Below are 25,767 nucleotides of genomic sequence, written 5' to 3'. Positions count from 1 at the left end.
GCGAGGACTGGGGCACCCCCGACTACTGGACCCGCCACCTCCGCGAAGCCGTCCGCTTCTCCGACACCGTCCACCACCTGCACACCAAGGGCGTCCGGACCTTCGTCGAGCTCGGACCCGACGCCATCCTCACCGCACTGACCCAGAACACCCTCGACGGCACCGAGGCGGTCGTAGAACCCGCCGTACGCAAGAACCGGCCCGAGGCGCGCACCCTCCTGACCGCCCTCGCCCGCCTGCACGCCACCGGCACGGCCGTCGACTGGGCCGCCTTCTACGCCGGGACCGGCGCCCAGGCGGTCGCGCTGCCGACGTACGCGTTCCAGCGCGAGCGGTACTGGATGATCGCCGACCTCGCGGGCGGCGGCGACGCCTCCGCGTTCGGCCTGGCCCCCGCCGACCACCCGCTGCTCGGCGCGGTCATCTCCTCCCCCGGCACCGCCGGGGTGACCTTCAGCGGCCGCCTCGGCGTCGACACCCAGCCCTGGCTGGCCGACCACGACGTGCTCGGCGCCGTGCTGCTGCCCGGCACCGGCTTCGTCGAACTCGCCCTGCACGCCGGGGAGCAGGTCGGCCACACCACTCTGGAGGAGCTGATCCTCCAGGCGCCCCTCGTCCTGCCCGAGCGCGGCGGCGTCGCGCTCCAGGTCTCGGTCGCCGGCCCGGACGAGCTGGACCGCCGGCCCGTGCTCATCCACTCCCGGCCCCAGGACTCCCTCCCCGACACCCCGTGGGTGCTGCACGCCCAGGGTCTCCTCGCCGCTGCACCCGTCGCCTCCGGCGCGGACCTCACCGCGTGGCCGCCCGCCGGCGCCGCCGAGGTGGCCGTGGGCGAGGCGTACGAACTGCTCCGGGAGCGCGGCTACCACTACGGGCCGGTGTTCCAAGGCCTCAAGGCCGCCTGGCGCCAGGGCGACGCGGTGTACGCCGAGATCGAGCTGCCCGAGCAGGCGCACGAGGACGCCCTCCGCTTCGGCGTCCACCCGGCCCTCCTCGACGCGGCCCTGCACGGCTCCCTGCTGGACGACGGCCAGAGCGACGGCCAGAGCGACGGCAAGAGCGACGGCCAGAGCGACGGCCAGAGCGACGGCCGGGCCGACGGCTCCGGTGTGCTGCTGCCGTTCGCCTGGCGGGGCGTGCGCTTCCACGCCCTCGGCGCGACCCGGCTGCGCGTGCGGATCGCCCCCTCCGGTACGGACGGCATCACCCTCGACGGCGCCGACGCGGACGGCCTCCCCGTCTTCTCCGTCGAATCGCTCACCTCGCGGCCCGCCGCCCCGGCCGGGTCCGCCGGACAGGCCCCGGGCGGGGCGCTGTTCGCCGTCGAACTCCAGCCGCTGCCCGCCCCCGCCGCCGCCCCCGCCCCGCTGTCCTGGGGCCTGTGGGACGCCGACGACCGCACCGGGCCCGCCAAGGACGTACTGGTCCTCGACGGCTCGGAAGGCGTCGAGGCCGCGGACACCGCCGCGCGGGTGCACGCGGCGGCGACCCGGGCGCTGGCCCGCGTACAGGAATGGCTCGCGGACGAGCGGTACGCCGACTCCCGCCTGCTCGTCCTCACCAGGGGTGCGGTCGCCACGCCCGGCGAGGACGTCACGGACCTGGCCGGTGCGGCCGTCCGCGGTCTGATGCGCTCGGCCCAGGCCGAGAACCCCGGCCGGATCGTCCTGGCCGACCTCGAACCCGGCTCCGCCGGACTCCCGCCGGAGCCCGCCGTCCTGCTGGCAGCCGCCGAGCCCGAGATCGTCGTACGGGGCGGTGCGCCGTACGCCCCGCGCCTGGTCCGCGCGACGGCCGGGGCCACGCCGGAGGAATCGGTCCGCTTCGACGCCCCCGGCGCCGTCCTGCTCGCCGGCGGTACCGGCACGCTGGGCCGTCTGGTGGCCCGCCACCTCGTCACCGAGCACGGCGTACGCGAGCTCCTGCTGGTCAGCCGCCGCGGTCCCGGGGCCCCCGGCGCCGCCGACCTGCACGCAGAACTCACCGGCCTCGGCGCCGAGGTCACCCTCGCCGCCTGCGACCTCGCCGACCCGGACCAGGCGCGCGAGCTGCTCGCCCGCCACCGGGTGTCCGCCGTGATCCACCTCGCGGGCGTCCTCGGCGACGTCACCATCGGCTCGCTCACCCCCGAGCTGCTGGCGGGCTCGCTGCGTCCCAAGGTCGACGCCGCGTGGAACCTGCACGAGCTGACCCGCGGCCGGGAGCTGTCCGCCTTCGTGCTGTTCTCCTCGGTCGCCGGCGTCCTCGGCAACCCGGGCCAGGGCAACTACGCCGCGGGCAACGCCTTCCTCGACGCCCTCGCCGCCCACCGCCGCGCCGAGGGCCTGCCCGGCCAGTCGCTCGCCTGGGGCCTGTGGGCCACCGAGCGCGACGGCGGCTCCGTCAGCGGCGACGGCATGGCGGAGGAGCTCAACAGCACCGACCTCCAGCGCATGCGCCGCTCCGGCATCGGCGCGCTGTCCGCCGCCGACGGTCTGGCCCTGTTCGAGGCCGCCACCACCTCGGCGGACCCCGTCCTGCTGCCGCTCGCCCTGGACCTCGCCGCCCTGCGCGCCGCCGAGGACCTGCCCGCGCAGTTCTCCGCGCTGGTCCGCCGGCGCGCCCGCGCCGCGGCCCGTACCGGCGGGGCCCCTACCGCCACCCGCGGCCAGGAGCTCGCCGCGCTGCCCGAGAAGGAGCGCCGCCGCGCCCTGCTGGACCTCGTACGCGGCCAGGTCGCCTCCATCCTGGGGCACTCCACCACGGCCGAGGTCGGACCGGAGCGCGCCTTCAACGAGCTGGGCTTCGACTCGCTCACCGCACTGGAGCTGCGCAACCAGCTCACCACCGCGACCGGCCTGCGGCTGACCCCGACGCTCGTCTTCGACCACCCGAACGCCCATGCGGTCGCCGAGCACCTCGACGCGCTCCTCGCCCCGGCGGCGGCCACCGCCACGGCAGCGACCGCGGCGACCGCCACGGACGGCACGGACGGCACGGCGGCCGAAGACGACCCGATCGTCATCGTCGGCATGGCCTGCCGTTACCCGGGCGGCGTCCGCTCGCCCGAGGACCTCTGGCGCCTCGTCGAGGACGAGGTCGACGCGATCACCGAGTTCCCGGTCAACCGCGGCTGGGACCTCGACGGACTGTACGACCCCGAGCCGGGCACCCCCGGCAAGGTGTACGTGCGCCACGGCGGCTTCCTGCACGACGCCGACGAGTTCGACCCGGCGTTCTTCGGCATGAGCCCCAACGACGCCCTGACCACGGACCCGCAGCACCGGCTGCTGCTGGAGGTCGCCTACGAGGCGCTGGAGCGCGCGGCGATCGACCAGGCCTCGCTGAAGGGCACCTCGACCGGCGTGTTCGCCGGGATCATGTACCACGACTACACGGGCAACAGCGCCGCCGGCTCGCTCGGTTCGGGCCGCGTCTCCTACACGTTCGGCCTCGAAGGCCCGTCCGTGACGGTGGACACCGCCTGCTCCTCCTCGCTGGTCGCCCTGCACCTCGCGGCGCAGGCCCTGCGGTCCGGCGAATGCCCGCTCGCCCTGGTCGGCGGCGTGACCGTGATGTCGTCCACGGAGACCTTCGTGGAGTTCTCGCGGCAGCGCGGCCTGTCCAAGGACGGCCGCTGCAAGTCCTTCTCCGACGCGGCCGACGGCGCCGCCTGGTCCGAGGGCGTCGGCGTCCTCGTCATCGAGCGGCTGTCGGACGCACGGCGCAACGGGCACCAGGTGCTCGCTGTGCTGCGCGGCAGCGCCGTCAACCAGGACGGCGCGAGCAACGGACTGATGGCGCCGAACGGGCCCTCGCAGCAGCGGGTCATCCGCCAGGCGCTGGCCAACGCCGGCCTGTCGAGCGCGGACGTCGACCTCGTCGAGGCGCACGGTACGGGCACCACGCTCGGCGACCCGATCGAGGCGCAGGCGCTGCTGGCCACGTACGGGCAGGACCGCGGCGACGCGGAGCCGCTGTGGCTGGGGTCCATCAAGTCGAACATCGGGCACGCGCAGGCCGCGGCCGGTGTCGCCGGGGTGATCAAGATGGTGCAGGCGCTGCGGACGGGCATCATGCCGAAGTCGCTGCACCTGGACGCGGCGTCGACCAAGGTCGACTGGGACGCGGGTGCGGTACGCCTCCTCGACGAGGCCCGCAAGTGGCCCGCCGCCGACCGGCCGCGCCGCGCCGGCGTCTCCTCCTTCGGCATCAGCGGCACGAACGCCCACGTCATCCTGGAAGCCCCGGCCCTCCCGGAGGCCGCCGCCTGCGAAGCCCCGGCCGCGACGGCGCCGGACGCCCCGGCGAGGGTCGTGCCGTGGCTGCTCTCCGCGCGGGACGCGGAGGGGCTCGTACGGCAGGCCGGCAGGCTGCTGGGGCACCTGGACACGCTGCCCGCCGCCGAGCCGCGTGACGTCGGTTACTCGCTGGCGACCACGCGGGCGCCCCTGGAGCACCGCGTCGCGCTCGTCGCCACCGACTCCGCGCAGGCCCGCCGGGCACTGGCCGCGCTCGCGGACGGGGCGCCCGCAGCCGCGCCCGCCGTACGGGCCGCCACCGGCGCGCTCACCGCCTTCCTGTTCTCCGGCCAGGGCGCGCAGCGCCCCGGTATGGGGCGTGAACTGCACGCCGCCTTCCCGGTGTTCGCCGAGGCCTTCGACGCGGCCCTCGCGGAACTCGACCGGCACCTGGACCGGCCGCTGCGCGAGGTCGTCTGGGGCGAGGACGCGGCCGAGCTGAGCCGTACGGTCTACACCCAGACCGGGCTGTTCGCCTTCGAGAGCGCCCTGTTCCGGCTGCTGGAGTCCTGGGGCGTCAGCCCGGACTTCCTCGCCGGGCACTCCATCGGGGAGATCACCGCGGCCCACGTCTGCGGCGTGCTGTCCCTGGCGGACGCCGCCCGGCTGGTCGCCGCCCGCGGCCGGCTGATGCAGGCCCTGCCCGCCGGCGGAGCCATGGCGGCCGTCCAGGCGTCCGAGGAGGAGGTGCTGCCGCTGCTCACCGACACCGTGAGCATCGGCGCGGTCAACGGCCCGCAGTCCGTGGTCGTCTCCGGCGCCGAGGACGAGGTCACCGCGATCCAGGAGCACTTCACCGCCCAGGGCCGCAAGACCTCCCGGCTGCGCGTCTCGCACGCCTTCCACTCGCCGCTCATGGAGCCGATGCTCGCCGAGTTCGGCGCCGTCGCGGCCGCCCTCACCCCGGCCGAGCCGCGGATCCCGCTCGTGTCGAACGTGACGGGCCGGATCATGACCGCAGAGGAGATCGCCGACCCGCAGTACTGGGTCCGCCACGTCCGCGAGGCCGTCCGCTTCCGCGACGGCGTACGCGCCCTCGCCGAGGCCGGAGCCACCGCCTTCGTCGAGGTCGGCCCGGACGCCGTCCTCGCGGGCCTCGGCCCCGCCTGCCTCGCCGACACCGACACCGACACCGACACCGCCCACGAGACGGGCACCGGCACCGGCGACGCCCCGGTGTTCGTAGCGCTCTCGCGCCGCGAACGCGACGAGGAGCACACCCTCGTCGACGCCCTCGCCCGGGCGCACGCCCACGGCGTCGACGTCGACTGGAACGGCTTCTTCGCCGGCAGCGGCGCACGGCGCATCGAACTGCCGACGTACGCCTTCCGCCGCGACCGCTTCTGGGCGCTCGACGAGCGCCGCGGCGGGGACGCCGGCTCACTCGGCCTCGACGCCGTGGACCACCCGCTGCTGAGTGCCGTCGTTCCCGCCCCGGGCACCGGCGGAGCCACCTTCACCGGCCGTCCCGCCCGCTCCGCCCAGCCCTGGCTGGAGGACCACGACCTGCTCGGCACGGTCGTCCTCCCCGCCACCGGTTTCGTGGAACTGGCCCTGCGCGCCGGAGCCGAGTTCGGCTGCGACCGGCTGGCCGGCCTGAGCCTGCACGCCCCGCTGCCGCTGCCCGAGCAGGGCGGCGTCCCCCTCCACGTGGTGGTGGGCGCGCCCGGCGAGGACGGCCTGCGCCCGGTCGGCGTGTACTCCCGGGCCGCGGACGCCGACGGCGACGCGGACTCCGGCTGGAGCCTGCACGCCGAAGGCACCCTCACCACCCTCACCACCGGCGCCGCCGCCCCCGCCGACCTGTCCGCGTGGCCGCCCGCGGGCGCCTCGCCCGTCGCGGTGGCCGACGCGTACGAGCGGCTGCTCGCCCGCGGCTACGGGTACGGCCCCGTCTTCCAGGGCCTGCAGGCGGCCTGGCGGCGCGGCGGCGAACTGTTCGCCGAGATCGCGCTGCCCGCCGGCGCGGGCTCCGGCGAGGCCGCGGCCGACCGGTTCACGGTCCACCCCGCCCTGCTCGACGCGGCGCTGCACCTCGACCGCCTCGACCGGCCCGGCGCCGACGCCCCGGCCCCGCTGTCCACCGCCTCCTGGACCGACCTCCAGGTGCACCGGCCCGGCGCCGCCGCGCTCCGCGTCCGCATCACCCGGGACGCGCAGGGCACGCTCGCCCTCGAAGCGGCCGACGGGGAGGGCCGTCCCGTCCTGTCGGCGGCCGCGGTCACCCAGCGCACCGTCTCGGCGGAGGAACTGCGCACCGGCGAACAGCCCGGCGCCCTCCACCGGCTGACCTGGAGCCAGGCCCCCGCCGGCGGTTCCGCGCCGCAGGACGCGCCCGTCCTCTACGAGTGCCCCGTACCCGAGGGGGCCGCCGACGCCGACGCGGCCGCCCGCGCCCGTACGGTGGCCGCGGCCACCCTGGACCGGCTCGCGCGCTGGATCGGCGAGGAGCAGGAGTCCGCCGCGCCCCTGACGGTGGTCACCCGCGGGGCCGTCGCCGTCCGCGAGGACGAGGGCGCCGACCTCGCCCAGGCCCCGGTCGGGGGTCTGGTACGGGCCGCCCAGAGCGAGCACCCCGGCCGGTTCGTGCTGGCCGACCTCGACGACACCGAGGCCTCCCGGCAGGCGCTGCCCGCCGCCCTCGGCGCGGGGCTCACCGAGTTCGCGATCCGGGCCGGCACCGTCCTCGTACCGCGCCTGGCCAAGGCCCCCGCCCCCGACGCGGACCGGCCGTCCCTGGCGGCCGGCACGGTGCTGGTCACCGGAGCCGGGTCCGCCGCCGGCGCGGCGGTCGCCCGCCGCCTGGTGACCGAGTACGGGGCCACCCGCCTCCTGCTCCTGCGTACGGAGACCGCCGCGGACCGGGGCGGCTTCGCCGACCTCGCCGACCTCGCCGACCTCGGCGCCGAGACAGTCGTGGCCGACTGCGACCCCGCCGACCGCTCCGCCCTGGCCGCGCTGCTGGCCGGCGTACCCGCCGGGCACCCGCTCGTCGCGGTCGTCCACGCCGACCTCCCGGCCGGCGCCACGCGCACCGACGCGCAGGCCGCGGCCGCACTCGACGCCGACCTGCGGCGCAGCGCCGACGCGGCCTGGAACCTGCACGAGCTCACCCGCGAACACCCGCTCGCGGTCTTCCTGATGCTGTCCTCCTCCGCCGGGCTCATGCACGGCGCCGGACAGGGCACCCGGGCCGCCGCGGCCGGCTTCCTCAGCGCGCTCGCCCGCCGCCGGCACACCCTCGGACTCGCCGCCACCACCCTCGCCTTCGGGCCCTGGGAGGCGGCCGCCGAACCCGCCGGGCAGACGGAGCTGCTGGCCTCGCTCGGACTGCCCGCCCTGGGCGCCGAGCGCGGACTGGCCCTGCTCGACGAGGCGCTGCGCAGCCCCGGGGCGGACCTGACCGCCCTCGACCTGGACCGCGGCACCCTCCGCGCGGCCACCGGCCGGGTCCCGGCCGTCCTGGCCGGCTTCGTACGGACCCCCGCCGGCCGTTCGGGCCGCGGCGGCGACGAGGCCGACCAGCTGCGGCGCCGGCTCACCGGCCTGGAGCCGGCGGAGCGGGAGCGGCTGCTCCTGGAGCTGACGCGCTCGCAGGTGGCCGGACTGCTCGGTCACGCCTCGGCCGACGCCGTCGCCGCCGACCGGTCCTTCCAGGAGCTCGGCTTCGACTCGCTGGCCGTCGTCGAACTGCGCAGCCGCCTCGGCACGGCCACCGGACTGGCCCTCCCGGCGAGCCTCGCCTTCGACTTCCCGACCTCGCGCGCCGTGGCCGGCTACCTGGCCGCCGCCCTCCGGCCCGGGGACGACGACGGGACGCAAGGAGTCGCCGAGCTGCTGGACCAGCTGGACGCGGCCCTCGCCGCCGTCGCCCAGGGCGCCGCCGACCCCGCCCGCATCACCGCACGGCTCGAAGCGGTACTGCGCCGCTGGCAGGACACCCGCACCACCGAACCGGCCGACCCGGAGCAGGACTTCGAGGCGGTCACCGACGACGAACTGTTCGAGGCACTGGACCGGGAGCTCGGGCTCTGACCCGCCGCGACTACGGACACGACCCCGACCGCCGCGATCCACAGTTGGCTTCAGATTGGTTGACTTCAGATGCCTGACCAGGACAAACTCCGCGACTATCTCAAGCGTGCCACCGCCGACCTGCAGAGCGCCAAGAGGCGCCTGCGCGAGGCCGAGGCCCGCGAGCACGAGCCGATCGCGATCGTCGGGATGAGCTGCCGCTACCCCGGCGGGATCGGCTCCCCCGAGGACCTGTGGGACCTGGTGGCCTCCGGCGGAGACGGGATCACCGGCTTCCCGCTCAATCGGGGCTGGGACGTCGACGGGCTGTACGACCCGGAGCCGGGCACGCCCGGCAAGTCGTACGCCCGGGAAGGCGGGTTCCTGCACGACGCGGACCGGTTCGACGCCGACTTCTTCAAGATCAGCCCGAAGGAGGCGCGGGAGACCGACCCCCAGCAGCGCCTGCTGCTGGAAACCTCCTGGGAGGCGCTGGAGCGCGCCACCATCGACCCGCACTCGCTGCGCGGCAGCCGCACCGGCGTGTACGCGGGCGTCGTCTACCACGACTACCCCTCCGACGGCGGGATCGGCGGTCTCGGCTCGATCGCCTCCGGCCGCATCTCGTACACCCTCGGCCTGGAGGGCCCCGCGGTCACCGTGGACACGGCCTGCTCCTCCTCGCTCGTCGCCCTGCACTGGGCGGTCAAGGCCCTGCGCGCCGGCGAGTGCGCCCTGGCGCTGGCCGGCGGGGTGACCGTGATGGCGACGCCGACCTCCTTCGTCGGCTTCAGCCAGGAGCGCGGGCTCGCCCCCAACGGCCGCTGCAAGTCCTTCGCCGCGGCCGCCGACGGCACCGGCTGGGGCGAGGGCGCGGGCATGCTCGTCGTCGAGCGGCTCTCCGACGCCCGCAGGAACGGCCACCCGGTGCTCGCCGTCATCCGCGGCAGCGCCATCAACCAGGACGGCGCCTCCAACGGCATCACCGCCCCCAACGGCCCTTCCCAGCAGCGGCTGATCGAGCAGACCCTGGCCGGCGCGCAGCTCACCGCCGACCAGGTCGACGCGGTCGAGGCGCACGGTACGGGCACCACCCTCGGCGACCCGATCGAGGCGCAGGCGCTGCTCGCCACGTACGGCAAGGGACGCCCCGCCGACAAGCCGCTGTGGCTGGGCTCCATCAAGTCCAACATCGGGCACGCGCAGGCCGCGGCCGGGGTCGGCGGCATCATCAAGATGGTCGAGGCGATCCGCCACGGCGTCCTGCCCAAGACCCTGCACGTCGACGAGCCGAGCCCCAAGGTGGACTGGTCGGCGGGCAACATCCGGCTGCTCACCGAGACCGTCGACTGGCCCGAGACCGGGGAGCCGCGGCGCGCCGCCGTCTCCGCGTTCGGCCTCAGCGGCACCAACGCGCACGTCATCATCGAGGCGGCGCCGGCCGAGGAGGCCCCGGCGGGCGAGGAGGCTCCCGAGCCCGTCGCCCCCGCGCTGCTGCCCCTCTCGGCGAAGACCGCCGACGCGCTGCGCGCCCAGGCCGCCAACCTGCTGGACCACCTGAGCGCCCTGGACGCCGCCGGGGACGAGGCGCCCGTACGCGACCTCGGCCACTCGCTGGCCACCACCCGCGCCGCGCTGGAGCACCGCGCCGTCCTCCTCGCCGCCGACCGCCAGGAGCTCGTACGGGGCCTGGCGGCCCTCGCGGAGGGGGACGTCCCGGGTGACGCGGCCCGCGCCGTCGCCGAGCCCGACGTCCGCACCGCCTTCCTCTTCTCCGGGCAGGGCGCCCAGCGCCTGGGCATGGGACGTGAACTGCACGCCGCCTTCCCCGTCTTCGCCCAGGCCCTCGACGAGGCGGCCGCCGCCCTCGACGCCCACCTCGACACCCCGCTCAAGGACGTGATGTGGGGCGGGGACGAGGAAGCGCTGAACCGCACCGCCTACGCCCAGCCCGCGCTGTTCGCCGTCGAGACCGCCCTGTTCCGGCTGGTGCGCTCCTGGGGCCTGCGCCCGGACGTCCTGGCCGGCCACTCCATCGGGGAGATCGCCGCGGCCCACGCCGCCGGGGTCCTCGACCTCGCCGACGCGGCCCGCCTGGTCGCCGCGCGCGGCCGCCTGATGCAGGCCCTGCCCGCGGGCGGCGCGATGGCCGCGATCCAGGCCACCGAGGAGGAGGTCCGCCCGCACCTCACGGACGAAGTGGGCATCGCCGCCGTCAACGGCCCCCGCGCGGTGGTCGTCTCGGGCGAGCAGGACACCGTACGGGCCATCGCCGCCCACTTCGGGCAGGACGGCCGCAAGACCAAGGAACTGCGGGTCTCGCACGCCTTCCACTCCCCGCTGATGGACCCGATGCTGGAGGAGTTCCGCGCCGTCGCCCAGAGCGTGACCTGGAACGAGGCCCGGATCCCCGTCGTGTCGAACCTGACCGGCCGCCCGGCCGGGGACGGCGAGCTCCAGAGCGCCGACTACTGGGTCCGCCACGTCCGCGAGGCCGTCCGCTTCTCCGACGCCCTGCGCGCGATCGAGGCGGACGGAGTCCGCGTCCTGCTGGAACTCGGCCCGGACGCCGCGCTCACGCCGATGGCCGCCGACTCGCTCACGGCCGAGACCGGTGCCGTCGTCGCCCCCGCCCTGCGCCGCGGCCGCGACGAGGAGCGCACGCTCCTGGCCGCCGTGGCGCAGGCGTTCGCCCGCGGCGCCGAGCCGGACTGGCCGGCCCTGTTCGCGGCCCGCCCGGCCGCCCGCCCGGCCCGCCGCCTCGCCCTGCCGACCTACGCCTTCCAGCACCGCAGCTTCTGGGCGGACGCCGTCCCGGCCACCCCGGGCCTGCTCGCCGCCGCACAGGGCGGCGCCGGCGGCGCGGCCGACCCGGCCGACACCGCCTTCTGGGACTCCGTCGAGCAGGCCGACGTCGAGTCCCTCGCCGGCCGGCTGGAGATCGCCGCCGAGCCGCTCCACGAGGTGCTGCCCGCCCTGTCGAAGTGGCGCCGCCGCCAAAGGGACGCGTACACGCTCGACTCCTGGCGCTACCGCGTCGTCTGGCAGCCCGCCCCCGAGGCCCTGCCCGCCCCGGCCCTGACCGGCACCTGGCTCGTCGCCGTGACCCCGCGGGACTCCGCCGACCCGCGGGTCGCCGCCGTGCTCACGGCGCTGGCCGACAGCGGGGCCGCCCCCGAGACCGTAGAGGTCGACGGGGCGGACCGCGCCGCCCTCGCCGAGGCGCTGCGCCGCCGCAGCGCCGCCGGAGTGCTCTCACTGCTCTCCCTCGACGAGCGGCCGCACGCCGGACACCCCGGCCTGACCCGGGGCCTGGCCGCCACCATCACCCTCGTACAGGCCCACGGCGACGCCGGGCTGAGCGCCCCGCTGTGGCTCGCCACCGACGGGGCGGCCGCCGTCGCCGGCTCCCACGAGGTGGCGGCCGTCGGCCAGACCCCCCTGTGGGGCCTGGCCGGAGCCCTCGCCCTGGACCTCCCGCAGACCTGGGGCGGCATCGTCGACCTGCCCGCCGTCCTCGACGCGGCCGCGGCCCGGCAGCTGTGCTCGCTGCTGACCGGCGCCTGCGGCGAGGACGCCGTCGCCATCCGCCCGCAGGGCGTCTTCGTACGCCGCCTCGTGCGCGCCCCCCTCGCCGGCCAGGAGCCCCGCCGCACCTGGCAGCCCCGCGGCACCGTCCTCATCACGGGCGGCACCGGCGGCCTCGGCGCCCACGTGGCCCGTACGTTCGCCGCCGAGGGCGCCGAACACCTGCTGCTCACCAGCCGCCGCGGTCGCGCCGCGGCCGGCATGGACGAGCTCGAAGCCGAACTGACCGCGCTCGGCGCCCGCGTGAGCATCGAGGCCTGCGACGTCACCGACCGCGCCTCGCTGGCCCGCGTCCTGGACTCCGTACCCGAGGACCAGCCGCTGACCGCCGTCGTCCATGCGGCCGGCGCGATGCAGCGCATCGCCCCGCTCTCGGACCTCTCCCTGGAGGAGTTCGCCGAGGTCGGCCACGCCAAGGTCGCCGGAGCCGTCCTCCTCGACGAACTCCTCGCCGACCAAGCGCTGGACGCGTTCGTCCTCTTCTCCTCCGGCGCGGCCGTCTGGGGCAGCGCCGGCCAGAGCGCCTACGCCGCCGCCAACGCCCACCTCGACGGCCTCGCCCACCGCCGCCGCGCCCAGGGCCGTACGGTCACCTCCGTCGCCTGGTCCTCGTGGGACGGCGGCATGGTCGACGCCGAACTCGGCGCCATGATGCGCCGGATCGGCGCCCCCGCCATGCGGCCCTCCATCGCCGTCGGCGCCCTGCGCCAGGTCATCGAGCACGACGAGAGCCACCTCGTGGTCGCCGAGTTCGACTGGGAGCGCTTCGTCCCCACCTACACCCTGGCCCGGCCCCGCCCGCTGCTGAACGCCCTGCCCGAGGTGCGCGACATCCTCACGGGCGCCGCCGAAGGCGCGGCGGCGGGCGGCGGATCCGCCCTGGTGGCCTCGCTCGCCGGAAAGCCGGAGGCGGAGCAGACCCGCTCCCTGCTGGACCTGGTCCGCGGCAAGGTCGCGGCCCTGCTCGGCTACGACTCCCCGGCGGAGCTGGAGCCGACCCGCGCCTTCGAGGACCTCGGCTTCGACTCCGTCGCCGCCGTCGAACTGCGCTCGCGCCTGAGCGAGGCGACCGGCGCGAACCTCCCGAGCACGATGGTGTTCGACTACGCCACGCCCGCCGCGCTCGCCGCGTTCCTGCGCACCGAGCTCTTCCAGGACGGCGACGACGGCCCGGCCGACGTGCTCACCGAGCTGGACCGCTTCGAGGAACTCGCCGCCTCCCTCGACATCGAGCAGATCCGCTCCAGCCGGATCACCTCGCGGCTGCAAGCCCTGGTCGGCAGGCTCACCGACCTCCAGGGAACCGGCGAGATGGTCCGAGACCAGCTCGAATCCGCTTCGGCGGACGACGTCTTCGCCTTCATCGACAGAGAACTCGGCCTGGCCTGACCGAGCCCCGAGCACGTTGCCGACACATTCATCAAAAGGACTCGGTGAGACCCGACATGGCAAATGACGAGAAGATCCTCGACTACCTGAAGAAAGTCACGGCCGATCTGCACCAGACCCGGCAGCGGCTCCAGGACGTCGAGGCTCAGACGCGGGAGCCGATCGCGATCGTGGCCATGAGCTGCCGCTTCCCCGGCGGGATCACCACGCCGGAAGAGCTGTGGCAGCTGGTGGCCGAGGGCCGCGACGCCGTGGCGGGCATGCCCACCGACCGCGGCTGGGACCTTGAGGCCCTCATGGACCCGAACCCCGACGCCCCCGGGTCGAGCTACGTCCACCAGGGCGGCTTCCTGGAGAACGCCGGCATGTTCGACCCCGGGTTCTTCGGGCTCAGCCCCCTGGAGGCCGAGGGCACCGACCCGCAGCAGCGCCTCGTCCTCGAAGTGTCCTGGGAGGCCTTCGAGCGGGCCGGCATCGACCCGGAGACCCTGCGCGGCAGCCAGGTCGGCGTCTACATGGGCTCGGGCATCCAGGACTACGGCGACTACGAGGAAGGCGTGCCGGAGGCCGTCGAGGCCTTCATGGCCACCTCCCGCGCCTCGTCCGTCATCTCCGGCCGGGTCTCCTACACCCTGGGGCTGGAAGGCCCCGCCTTCACCGTCGACACCGCCTGCTCCTCCTCCCTGGTGGCCATCCACCTGGCCGCGCAGGCGCTGCGCCAGAACGAGTGCAAGCTGGCCCTCGCCGGCGGCGTGATGATCATGTCGACCGCGTCCCCGTTCGTCGCCTTCAGCAAGCAGAAGGGCCTCTCGCCCGACGGGCGCTGCAAGGCCTTCTCCGACGCGGCCGACGGCACCGGCTGGGCCGAGGGCGCCGCCGTCATCCTCCTGGAGCGCCTCTCCGACGCCCGCCGCCACGGGCACGAGGTCCTCGCGGTGATCCAGGGCTCGGCGATCAACCAGGACGGCGCCTCGAACGGGCTCACCGCGCCCAACGGCCCCGCCCAGCAGAAGGTGATCCGCCAGGCCCTCGCCAACGCCCAGATCCCCGGCGCCCACGTCGACCTCGTCGAGGCCCACGGCACCGGCACCACCCTCGGCGACCCGATCGAGGCGCAGGCCCTGCTCGCCACGTACGGCCAGGACCACACCGCCCAGCGGCCGCTGCGGCTCGGCTCGTTCAAGTCGAACATCGGCCACGCCCAGGGCGCGGCCGGCGTCGGCGGCGTCATCAAGACCGTCATGGCGATGCGCAACGGCCTCATGCCGCGCACCCTGCACGTCTGCGAGCCCTCCAGCCACGTCGACTGGAACGCCGGCCACGTCGAACTGCTCACCGAAGCGCTGCCCTGGCCCCAGGCCGAGGACCACGCCCGTACCGCCGGCGTCTCCGCGTTCGGCCTGAGCGGCACCAACGCCCACGTCATCCTCCAGGAGGCGCCGCAGCCGGCCGCTGCCGAGGAGGTCGCGCAGACCCCCGGGGCCCCCGCCGTCGCCTCCCCGGTCCTGCCGTACGTGGTCTCGGCGCGCAGCGCCCAGGCCCTGCGCGGACAGGCCGGGAAGCTGGCCGCCTTCGTCCGCGAGCACGCGCAGGACGAGGACCCGAGCGGCATCGGCCACGCCCTCATCACCCGCCGCACCGCCTTCGACCACCGCGCCGTCGTCCTCGGCGCCGACCGCGACGCCCTGCTGGCCGGCCTCGACACCCTCGCCGACGGCGGCAAGGCCCCGCACCTGGTCCGCGGCTCCGCCTCCGGCTCCCCGCAGGTCGCGTTCGTCTTCCCCGGCCAGGGCTCGCAGTGGATCGGCATGGCCGTCGAACTGCTCGACTCCTCCCCGGCGTTCGCCGCGCGGATGGGGGAGTGCGCCGAAGCCCTCGCCCGCTTCACCGACTGGAACCTCATCGACGTCGTGCGCGGTGAGCCGGGCGCCCCCACGTACGACGAGGTCGACGTCGTCCAGCCGGTGCTGTGGGCCGTCATGGTCTCGCTCGCCGCGCTGTGGCGCTCCTTCGGCGTGGAGCCGGCCGCGGTCGTCGGCCACTCCCAGGGCGAGATCGCGGCGGCCACCGTCGCCGGCGCCCTGTCCCTGGAGGACGGCGCCCGCGTCGTCGCCCTCCGCAGCAAGATCATCCGGACCGGGCTGGCCGGGCGCGGCGGCATGATGTCCGTACGCCTGCCCTCCGCCGAGGTCCGCGAGCTCATCGCCCGCTGGGACGGCCGCCTCCAGCTCGCCGTCGTCAACAGCCCCACCTCGGTCGTCGTCTGCGGCCACCCCGAGCACCTCGACGAGCTGTACGCCCACCTGGAGGCGGAAGGGGTCCAGGCCCGCAAGATCCCCGTCGACTACGCCTCGCACTCCGTCTTCGTCGAGGAGATCCGCGACGAGGTCCGCGCCGCCCTCGCCGGCATCACCCCGCGCTCCGCCGAGGTCTCCTTCTACTCCACCGTCGTCGGCGCCCCCGTCGACACCGTCACCCTCGACGCCGACTACTGGTACCGCAACCTGCGCCAGACCGTCCTCTTCGAGGAGACCACCCGCGCCCTCCTCGACGACGGCTTCACCGTCTTCGTCGAGGCGAGCCCCCACCCCGGCCTGCTCGTCGGCCTCGCCGAAACCGTCTCCGCCGCCGGAGTCAGCGCCGCTCCCGTCGGCTCGCTGCGGCGCGGCGAAGGCGGCATCGAGCGGTTCGCCACCTCGCTCGCCGAGGCCTGGGTGGCGGGCGCGCCCGTCGACTGGACCCTCTTCCACGGCGCCGCCCCCGCCCGCCCCGTCGACCTGCCGACGTACGCCTTCCAGCGCGAGCACTACTGGGCCCCGGCCCCCGCCGCCGCGGGCGACGTCGAGGCCGCCGGCCTCGACCCCGCCGGCCACCCGCTGCTCGGCGCCGTCGTCACCGCGCCCGACAGCGAGGGCTTCACGCTGACCGGCCGCCTCTCCACCGCCACCCACGGCTGGCTCGGCGACCACCGGGTCGGCGACCAGGTCTTCTTCCCCGGCACCGGTTTCGTCGAACTGGCCGTCCTGGCCGGCGACCGGGCCGGCTGCACCACCGTCGAGGAACTCACCCTGGAGGCCCCGCTGGTGCTGCCCGCACGCGGCGGAGTCGCCGTACGGGTCACCGTCGACGCCCCCGACCCGGCGGGCCGCCGGGCCGTGACCGTGCACTCGCGCGGCGAGGACACCGGCCTGTCCTGGACCCGGCACGCGGTCGGCACCCTCGGCGCCGCCGCCACACCCTCGCGCGCATTCGACACCACCGCCTGGCCGCCCGCCGGCGCCGAGCCCGTCGACCTCGACGGCTTCTACGAGAACGTCGCCGCGGAGGGCCTGAACTACGGGCCCGTCTTCCGGGGCCTGACCGCCGCCTGGCGCCTGGGCGGGGACGTGTACGCCGAGGCCGCGCTGCCCGACGCCGCCGACGGCTCCGCGTACGGACTCCACCCGGCGCTCCTCGACGCGGCCCTGCACACCGTCGCGCTGACCGGAGTCACCGGCGACCGGGCGGCCCTGCCGTTCGCCTGGTCCGGGGTCACCCTCGCCGCCGAGGGCGCCGCCGCCGTCCGCGTACGGGTCAGCGTGCTCGGGGACGGCGAGGTCGCCGTCGACCTCGCCGACTCGGCCGGGCAGCCCGTCGCGTCCGTGGACTCCCTCGTCCTGCGGCCGCTCACCGACGACCGGCTCGCCCAGGACCGCTCCCTCACCCGGGACGCCCTGTTCCGCATCGACTGGCAGGCCCTCCCGGCCGCCGCCGCCGAGGTCTCGCTCACCACCTGGGAGGCCGCGCGGACCGAAGGCGGCGAGCTCGCCGACGTGGTCGTGTGGGACGCCCCCACCGGCACCGGAGCCGAGGCCGCCCGCACCGCCGCGCACGCCGCCCTCGCCGTCGCCCGGGAGTGGCTCGCCGACGAGCGGTACGCCGGATCGGTCCTGGTCGTCCGTACGAGCGGCGCCGTCGCCGCCCGCACCGGCGAGGACGTCACCGACCTGGCCGGGGCCACCGTATGGGGCCTGGTCAAGTCCGCCCAGTCCGAGAACCCCGGCCGCATCGTGCTGGCCGACGCGGCCGCCGAAGCCGACGTCCTCACCGCCTACGCCGCAGGCGAGTCCCAGATCGCCGTACGGGACGGGGTCGCGTACGCGCCCCGCCTGGTCCGCGCCAGCGCCACCGCCGCCACCGACGCCGCCGAGGCACCGCGGTTCGCCCCCGGCGGTACGGTCCTGCTCACCGGCGGCACCGGCATGCTGGGCCGGCTCTTCGCCCGCCACCTCGTCACCGAGCAGGGCGTCAGCCGTCTGCTGCTGACGAGCCGGCGCGGCCAAGACGCCGAAGGCGCCGCCGAACTCGCCGCCGAGCTCACCGAACTGGGCGCGCACGTGGAGATCGCCGCCTGCGACGCCGCCGACCGCGAGGCCCTCGCCGCGCTCCTGGCCGCCGTACCGGCCGAACACCCCCTCACCGGGGTCGTCCACCTCGCCGGCGTCCTCGACGACGGCATCCTCGGCTCGCTCACCCCCGAGCGCGTCGACAACGTACTGCGCCCCAAGGTCGACGCGGCCCTCAACCTGCACGAGCTCACCGCCGGCGCCGAGCTGGCGGCCTTCGTCCTCTTCTCCTCCGTCGCCGGGATCTTCGGCAACCCCGGCCAGGCCAACTACGCGGCCGCCAACGCCTTCCTGGACGGCCTCGCCGCCCACCGGCAGGCCCGGGGGCTGCCCGCCCAGTCCCTCGCCTGGGGCTTCTGGGGCGAGGCCAGCGGCATGACCGGCGCCCTGACCGACGCCGAGCGCTCCCGCATCTCGCAGGGCGGCGTCTACCCGATCTCCTCCGCGGAGGGCGTCGCCCTCTTCGACGCCGCCCGCGCCGCGGGCGACGCCACGCTGGTCCCCGTCAAGCTGGACCTCGGGGCGATCCGCGCCCAGGGCGCGGGCGCCCGTGAGGTGTTCCGCTCCCTCGCCCCGGTCACCACCCGCCGCAAGGCCGGCGGGAAGATCGAGGCCGGAGCCCTCCAGCAGCGCCTCGCCTCCCTCCCCGAGGCCGGCCGCGAGGAAGTGCTCGTCGAGCTGGTGCTGCGCCAGGTCGCCGACGTACTGGGCTTCAGCTCCACCCAGGCCATCGAGCCCGAGCGGGCGTTCAAGGAGCTCGGCTTCGACTCCCTGCGCGCCGTCGAGTTCCGCAACGGCCTCGCCGAGGCCACGGGTCTGCGCCTGCCCGCCACCATCGTCTTCGACTACCCGAACCCGCTGGGCCTCGCCCGCCACCTGCTCACCGAGGTGTCCGGACTGCCCGCCGCCGCGCAGCCCGCCGCCGTCCGGAAGAAGGCGGCCACCGCCGACGACGAGCTCGTCGCCATCGTCGGCATGGCCTGCCGCTACCCCGGCGGCATCACCTCGCCCGCGGGCCTGTGGCAGGCCGTCGCCGACGGCGTCGACGCGATCTCCGACTTCCCGCAGGACCGCGGCTGGGACCTCGCCCGCATCTACGACCCGACCGGCGCCCGCCCCGACACCAGCTACGTCGCCCGCGGCGGATTCCTCTACGACGCCGGCGACTTCGACCCCGACTTCTTCGGGATCAGCCCGAACGAGGCGCTCATCATGGACCCGCAGCAGCGCCTGCTGCTGGAGGCGTCCTGGGAGGCGTTCGAGGACGCCGGCATCGACCCGCGCACCCTCAAGGGCAGCCGGACCGGCGTCTACTCCGGGATGATGTACCACGACTACGCGCACAACGCGTCCACGGGCGGCATCGCCTCGGGCCGGGTCTCCTACGTCCTCGGCGTCGAGGGTCCCTCCATGACGGTCGACACCGCGTGCTCCTCCTCCCTCGTCTCCCTGCACCTGGCCATCCAGGCGCTCCGCTCCGGCGAGTGCACCCTGGCCCTGGCCGGCGGCGTCACCGTGATGTCCGACCCCGAGGTGTTCGTCGAGTTCAGCCGCCAGAAGGGCATGGCCAAGGACGGCCGCTGCAAGTCCTTCGCGGGCGCCGCCGACGGCGCCGCCTGGTCGGAGGGCGTCGGCGTGCTCGTCGTGGAACGGCTCTCGGACGCCCGCGCCAACGGGCACCGGGTCCTGGCCGTCGTACGCGGCTCCGCCGTCAACCAGGACGGTGCCTCCAACGGGCTCACCGCCCCCAACGGCCCCTCCCAGCAGCGCGTCATCCGCGCCGCCCTGGACGGCGCCGGCCTCACCACCGCCGACGTCGACGTCCTGGAGGCACACGGCACCGGAACCACCCTCGGCGACCCGATCGAGGCCCAGGCCGTGCTCGCCACGTACGGCCAGGACCGCGACGAGGACAAGCCGCTGTGGCTGGGCTCCCTGAAGTCGAACATCGGCCACGCGCAGGCCGCCGCCGGCGTCGGCGGGGTCATCAAGATGGTCCAGGCCCTGCGCCACGGGCTGATGCCCAAGACCCTTCACGTCGACGAGCCCACCCCGCACGTCGACTGGGAGGCCGGCAACGTCAAGCTGCTCCAGGAGCCCGTCGCCTGGCCCGCCCGGGCGGGCCGTCCGCGCCGCGCGGGCATCTCCTCCTTCGGCCTCAGCGGTACGAACGCCCACGTGATCCTCGAAGAGGCACCCGCGCCCGCCGCCACGGCCCCGGCCGGTGAGCCGCGCGCACTGCCCCTCGTACCGGTCGTGCTGTCGGCCCGCAGCCCGCAGGCCCTCACCGAGCAGGCCGAACGCCTGCACGCCCACGTCACCTCGGACGCGGAGCTCTCCCCGGCCGGCCTGACCGACCTGGCCTATTCGGCCGCCACCTCCCGCACCCCGTACGAGCACCGCGCCGCGGTGGTCGCCGGGAGCCGCGAGGAGCTGCTGACCGGACTGTCCGCGCTGGCCGAGGGCGCGCCCGCCACCGCCCTCACCGGCGCCGGAGCGGTCCGGGGCGCGGTACGGGACGGAAAGCCGGCCTTCCTGTTCACCGGCCAGGGCGCGCAGCGCCCGGGCATGGGCCGCGAACTGCACGCCGCGTTCCCGGTGTTCGCCAAGGCGCTCGACGAGGTGGTCGCCGCGCTCGACACCTACCTCGACACCCCGCTGTACGAGGTGATGTGGGGCGGGTCCGCCGAGGACGAGGCGCTGCTCAACAGCACCGCCTACACCCAGCCCGCCCTCTTCGCCGTCGGGACGGCCCTCTTCCGGCTCACCGAGTCCTGGGGCGTCCGCCCGGCCTTCCTGGCCGGCCACTCCATCGGTGAGATCACCGCCGCGCACGCGGCCGGTGTCCTCTCCCTGGAGGACGCGGCCCGCCTCGTCGCCGCCCGCGGCCGCCTGATGCAGGCCCTGCCCGAGGGCGGCGCGATGGCCGCCGTCGAAGCCGCGGAGGAGGAGGTACTGCCGCACCTGAGCGACGCGGTCGGGATCGCCGCGATCAACAGCCCGCGCTCGATCGTGGTCTCCGGCGAGGAGGAGGCGGTCGACGCGATCACCGCCGTCTTCACCGCGCTCGGCCGCAAGACGACCCGGCTGCGCGTCTCGCACGCCTTCCACTCGCCGCTCATGGACCCGGTCCTGGCCGAGTTCCACCTGGTCGCCGAGAACGTGACCTACCACCAGCCGAAGATCCCGGTGGTCTCCGGGGTCCACGGCGAGATCAGCGAGGACTGGGGCACCCCCGACTACTGGACCCGCCACCTGCGCGAAGCCGTCCGGTTCTCCGACACCGTCCGGCACCTGCACGGCCTGGGCGTCACCCGGTTCGTCGAGCTGGGCCCCGACGCCGTCCTGTCGGCCCTGACCCGTACCACCCTCGACGGTGAGGACGTCGTCGTCGAGCCGGTCCTGCGGGGGAACCGCCCCGAGTCGCGCACCCTGCTCACCGCCCTGGCCCACCTGCACACCTCGGGCTCGCGCATCGACTGGCAGACGTACTACGACGGCACCGCCGCACGCCGCGTCGACCTGCCGACGTACGCCTTCCAGCGCCGGCGGTTCTGGATCCCGGACGGCCAGGGCGGCGGCGACGCCACCTCCCTCGGCCTTTCGACCGTCGACCACCCGCTGCTCGGCGCGGTCATCTCCGCGCCCGACACGGACGGGATCGTGCTCACGGGCCGGCTCGCCGTCTCCGCCCAGCCCTGGCTGGCCGACCACAAGGTCGGCGAGACCGTGCTCTTCCCCGGCACCGGCTTCATCGAGCTCGCCGTCCAGGCGGGCGACCGGATCGGCTGCCCGGCCGTGGACGAACTCACGCTGGAGGCCCCGCTGGTGCTCCCGCAGCACGGCGGGGTCGCGGTCCGGGTCTGCGTCGGCGCCCCCGACGAGGCCGGCCGCCGCCCGGTGACCTTCCACTCGCGCGGTGAGGACGAGGACCTGCCGTGGGTCCGCAACGCGGTCGGCACGCTCGGCGCCGAAGCGGCCGCCGAGCCCGTACGCCCCTTCGACGCGACGGTCTGGCCGCCCGCCGGCGCCGAGCCGGTCGACCTCGACGGGTTCTACGCCGAGGTGGCCGAGGCCGGCCTGGCCTACGGCCCCGTGTTCCAGGGCATGCGGGCCGCCTGGCGCTCCGGCGACGACGTGTACGCGGAGGTCGCCCTGCCCGACGGGGTCGAGCCGGAGGGCTACGGCCTCCACCCCGCGCTGCTCGACGCGGCGCTGCACCCGGTCGCGCTGTCCGGCGTGACCGGCGGGGAGGCCGCCCTGCCCTTCGCCCTCTCCGGCGTCTCGCTCGCCGCCGAAGGAGCGTCCGCCCTGCGCGTACGGGTCTCCACCCGCGGCGAGGGCTCGGTGGCGGTCGACCTCGCGGACACCTCCGGGGTCCCCGTGGCCTCGCTCGCCTCGCTGATGCTGCGCCCGCTGGCCACCGGCCAGCCGGCCGCCGAGGGCCGCTCGATGGTCTGGGACGCCATGTTCCGGATCGACTGGCAGACGCAGACGCAGACGCAGACGCAATCGCAGACGGCGGCCGCCGACGGCCGGTCCGTGGTCGCCTGGCAGTCGCTCGGCGAAGGCCCCGTCGCGGACTCCGTCGTCTGGGACGCGCCCGCCGGTACGGATGCCGCTGCCGTGCACACCGCCGTGGGCCGGGCCCTGGAGGTCCTGCGGGAATGGCTGGCCGAAGAGCGCTTCGAAGGCTCGACGCTCGTCGTCCGGACCCGCGGTGCGGTCGCGGTGGCGGACGAGGGCGTGGGCGACCTGGCCGGCGCCGCCGTCTGGGGTCTGGTGAAGACCGCGCAGTCGGAGAACCCCGGCCGTGTCGTCCTCCTCGACACGGACGCGGCGGACGCCTCCGGCTTCGCCGACGTCGCCCTCGCGGTGGCCTCGGGCGAGCCGCAGGTCGCCGTACGGTCCTCGGCCGTCCTCGCCCCGCGCCTCGTACGGGCGGCGACGGAAGCCGAACCGGCCGAGCGCGCGGAGTTCGCCGCCGACGGCACCGTGCTGATCACCGGCGGCACGGGCATGCTGGGCCGCCTCTTCGCCCGGCACCTGATCACCCGGCGCGGGGTGACCCGCCTGCTGCTGACGAGCCGCCGCGGTCCGGCGGCCGAAGGCGCGGCCGAACTCGTCGCGGAACTCGCGGAACTCGGCGCCGAGGTGGAGATCGCCGCCTGCGACACCTCCGACCGCGAAGCCCTCGCCGCACTCCTGGCCCGCATCCCGGCCGCCCACCCGCTCACGGGCGTCGTCCACATGGCCGGTGTCCTCGACGACGGCATCCTCGGCTCGCTGACGCCCGGGCGCGTGAGCGCGGTCCTGCGGCCCAAGGTCGACGCCGCCCTGCACCTGCACGAGCTGACCGCGGGCCTGGACCTGGCCGCGTTCATCCTCTTCTCCTCGGTCGCCGGCATCCTCGGCAACCCGGGCCAGGCCAACTACGCGGCCGCCAACGCCTTCCTCGACGCCCTCGCCACGCACCGCCACGCGCAGGGCATGCCCGCCCAGTCCCTCGCCTGGGGGCCGTGGGCGTCGGAGGAGGCCGGCGCAGGCATGGCAGGCGAGCTGGCCGCCGCCGACAGCGGCCGCATGAGCCGGATCGGCATCGAATCGCTGACGGCCGGCGCGGGCACCGAGGTGTTCGACGCGGCCCACGCCCTCGGCGCACCCGCGCTCGTGACGATCCTGCTGAACACCAAGGCGATGCGCAGCGCCACCGACCTCCCCGACCTGTTCCGGAGCCTGGTGCCCGCCCGCGCCCGCCGCCGCGCGGACGCCGGCCCAACGGTCGACGTGACGGCGTTCCGCCGCCGGATGGCCGGACTGTCGGAGGCCGCCCGCACGGACGAGCTGGTCGACCTCGTACGGGCCCACGCGGCCGCGATCCTCGGCCACTCGGGGGTGACGTCCATCGGCAAGAGCCGCGAGTTCAAGGAGCTCGGATTCGATTCGCTGTCCGCCGTCGAATTCCGCAACAGCCTCGCCGAGGCCACCGGACTGCGACTGCCGGCCACGCTCGTCTTCGACCACCCCAACTCCCAGGCACTCGCCGAGCACTTCGCCGAGGAGCTCCGGCCGAGGGAAGGAAACGACGGGGCGGGCCCCGGCCCCGACCCCGACTCCGAGGAGGGCAGGATCCGCCGCCTGCTCCAGACCGTCCCCATGGCCCGCCTGCGCGAACTGGGCCTGGTGGACACCCTCCTCGAACTCGCCGACGGACGAACGCAAACCACGGAGTCCAAGGCGGTCGCCGCGGAGGAAGAGGCGATCGACGACATGGACGCCGAGAGTCTGATCAACATGGCGCTCGACGGTCTCGGGCTGGACGACGCGATACAGGGAATGTGAGAAGCCGATGTCCAATTCTGACCAGAAGCTGCTCGACGCGCTCCGGGCGTCCATGAAGGAGACCGCCCGGCTGCGGACGCAGAACCGCAACCTGTCGGCCGCCGCGCGCGAGCCGATCGCCATCGTCGCCATGAGCTGCCGCTTCCCGGGCGGGGTCGATTCCCCCGAAAGCCTGTGGCAGCTCGTCGACGAGGGACGCGACGGCGTCTCGGAGTTCCCCGTCAACCGCGGCTGGGACACCGAGGGCCTGTACGACCCCGAGGGCGAGCGCCCCAACACCACGTACGTCAACAAGGGCGGGTTCCTGCACGATGCGGACCGCTTCGACCCGGCCCTCTTCTCGATCAGCCCGAACGAGGCGCTGATCATGGACCCGCAGCAGCGCCTGCTGCTGGAGGCGTCCTGGGAGGTCTTCGAGCGGGCCGGCATCGACCCGCACACCCTCAAGGGCAGCAGGACCGGCGTCTACTCCGGGATGATGTACCACGACTACGCGTACAACAGCGCGACCGGCTCCATCGCCTCCGGCCGCGTCTCGTACGCCTTCGGCTTCGAGGGCCCCTCCGTGACCCTCGACACCGCCTGCTCCTCCTCCCTCGTCGCCATGCACCTCGCGGCGCAGGCCCTGCGGGCGGGGGAGTGCACCCTCGCGCTGGCCGGCGGCGTCGCCGTCATGTCCACCCCCGAGGTCTTCGTCGAGTTCAGCCGCCAGCGCGGCCTCGCCAAGGACGGCCGCTGCAAGTCCTTCGCCGCCGCCACCGACGGCACCGGCTGGTCGGAGGGCGTCGGCGTGCTGCTGCTGGAGCGCCTCTCCGACGCCCGCCGGCACGGCCACCAGGTCCTGGCCGTCCTGCGCGGCTCCGCCGTCAACCAGGACGGCGCCAGCAACGGCCTCACCGCCCCCAACGGCCCTTCCCAGCGCCGCGTGATCCGCAGCGCCCTGGAGAACGCCGGCCTCACCACGGCCGACGTGGACGTCGTGGAGGCCCACGGCACGGGCACCACCCTCGGCGACCCCATCGAGGCGCAGGCGCTGCTCGCCACCTACGGGCAGGACCGCGACGCGGACAAGCCGCTGTGGCTCGGCTCCCTGAAGTCCAACCTCGGCCACACCCAGGCCGCGGCCGGTGTCGCCGGCGTCATCAAGATGGTGCAGGCCATCCACCACGGCGTCCTGCCCAGGACCCTGCACGTCGACGAGCCCACCCCGCACGTCGACTGGACGGCGGGCAACGTCAAGCTGCTGACCGAGCCGGTCGCCTGGCCGGCGGGCGAGCGCCCGCGACGGGCCGGCATCTCCTCCTTCGGCCTGAGCGGTACGAACGCCCACGTCATCGTCGAGGAAGCGCCCGCGCCCGCGGAGCCGGGGACCGACGCCGACGCCGACGCGGGGACGGAACCGCAGGAGGTGGCCCCCGCCTTCGTGCCGGGCCTGGTGCCCTGGGCGCTGACCGGCCGGACGGCGCAGGCGCTGCGCGCACAGGCGGAACGCCTGATCGCGCACCTGGAGACCCTGGACGACGCGGACCTCGCGGTCACCGGCCGGGCGCTCGCCACCCGGCGGGCCCGGCTGAACGAGCGGGCCGTCGTCATCGGCGAGACCCGCGAGGAGCTCTTGGCCGGTCTGACGGCCCTCGCCGAGGGCGGAACCGGCGCCGGTGTGGTGCAGGGCGCCGTACGGGAGGGCAGGTCGGCGTTCCTGTTCACGGGCCAGGGCGCGCAGCGTCTGGGCATGGGCCGTGAACTGCACGCCGCGTTCCCGGTGTTCG

General features: G+C 75.4%; 4 protein-coding genes. All 4 read left to right on the top strand.

Annotated features, from left to right (window positions below; genetic code table 11):
• Nucleotides 1-8,315: beta-ketoacyl synthase N-terminal-like domain-containing protein (locus tag AB0M92_RS37445; RefSeq protein WP_366106848.1), on the top strand; the 8,315-nt coding region annotated here is incomplete at its 5' end.
• Nucleotides 8,316-8,384: 69 nt separating this feature from the next.
• Nucleotides 8,385-13,271 carry a type I polyketide synthase gene (locus AB0M92_RS37440; protein ID WP_366106847.1) on the top strand — a complete coding sequence of 1,629 codons (4,887 nt, stop codon included), beginning with the start codon at nucleotides 8,385-8,387 and terminating at the stop codon, nucleotides 13,269-13,271.
• A gap of 56 nt (nucleotides 13,272-13,327) precedes the next feature.
• Nucleotides 13,328-23,998 carry a type I polyketide synthase gene (locus AB0M92_RS37435; protein ID WP_366106846.1) on the top strand — a complete coding sequence of 3,557 codons (10,671 nt, stop codon included), beginning with the start codon at nucleotides 13,328-13,330 and terminating at the stop codon, nucleotides 23,996-23,998.
• Nucleotides 23,999-24,005: 7 nt separating this feature from the next.
• A partial coding sequence (locus AB0M92_RS37430) for a type I polyketide synthase (RefSeq protein WP_366106845.1) occupies nucleotides 24,006-25,767 on the top strand: 1,762 nt, incomplete at its 3' end.

It is taken from the genome of Streptomyces sp. NPDC051582 (assembly GCF_040681715.1).
GTDB lineage: Bacteria > Actinomycetota > Actinomycetes > Streptomycetales > Streptomycetaceae > Streptomyces.
Note: the sequence above shows the minus strand (reverse complement) of the source record. Positions and strands in the feature narration are given on the sequence as shown.

Excerpts from the sequence above, each read along its gene's own strand:
- AB0M92_RS37440 (WP_366106847.1), top strand. The coding sequence starts at position 8,385 with ATGCCTGACCAGGACAAACTCCGCGACTATCTCAAGCGTGCCACCGCC.
- AB0M92_RS37435 (WP_366106846.1), top strand. The coding sequence starts at position 13,328 with ATGGCAAATGACGAGAAGATCCTCGACTACCTGAAGAAAGTCACGGCC.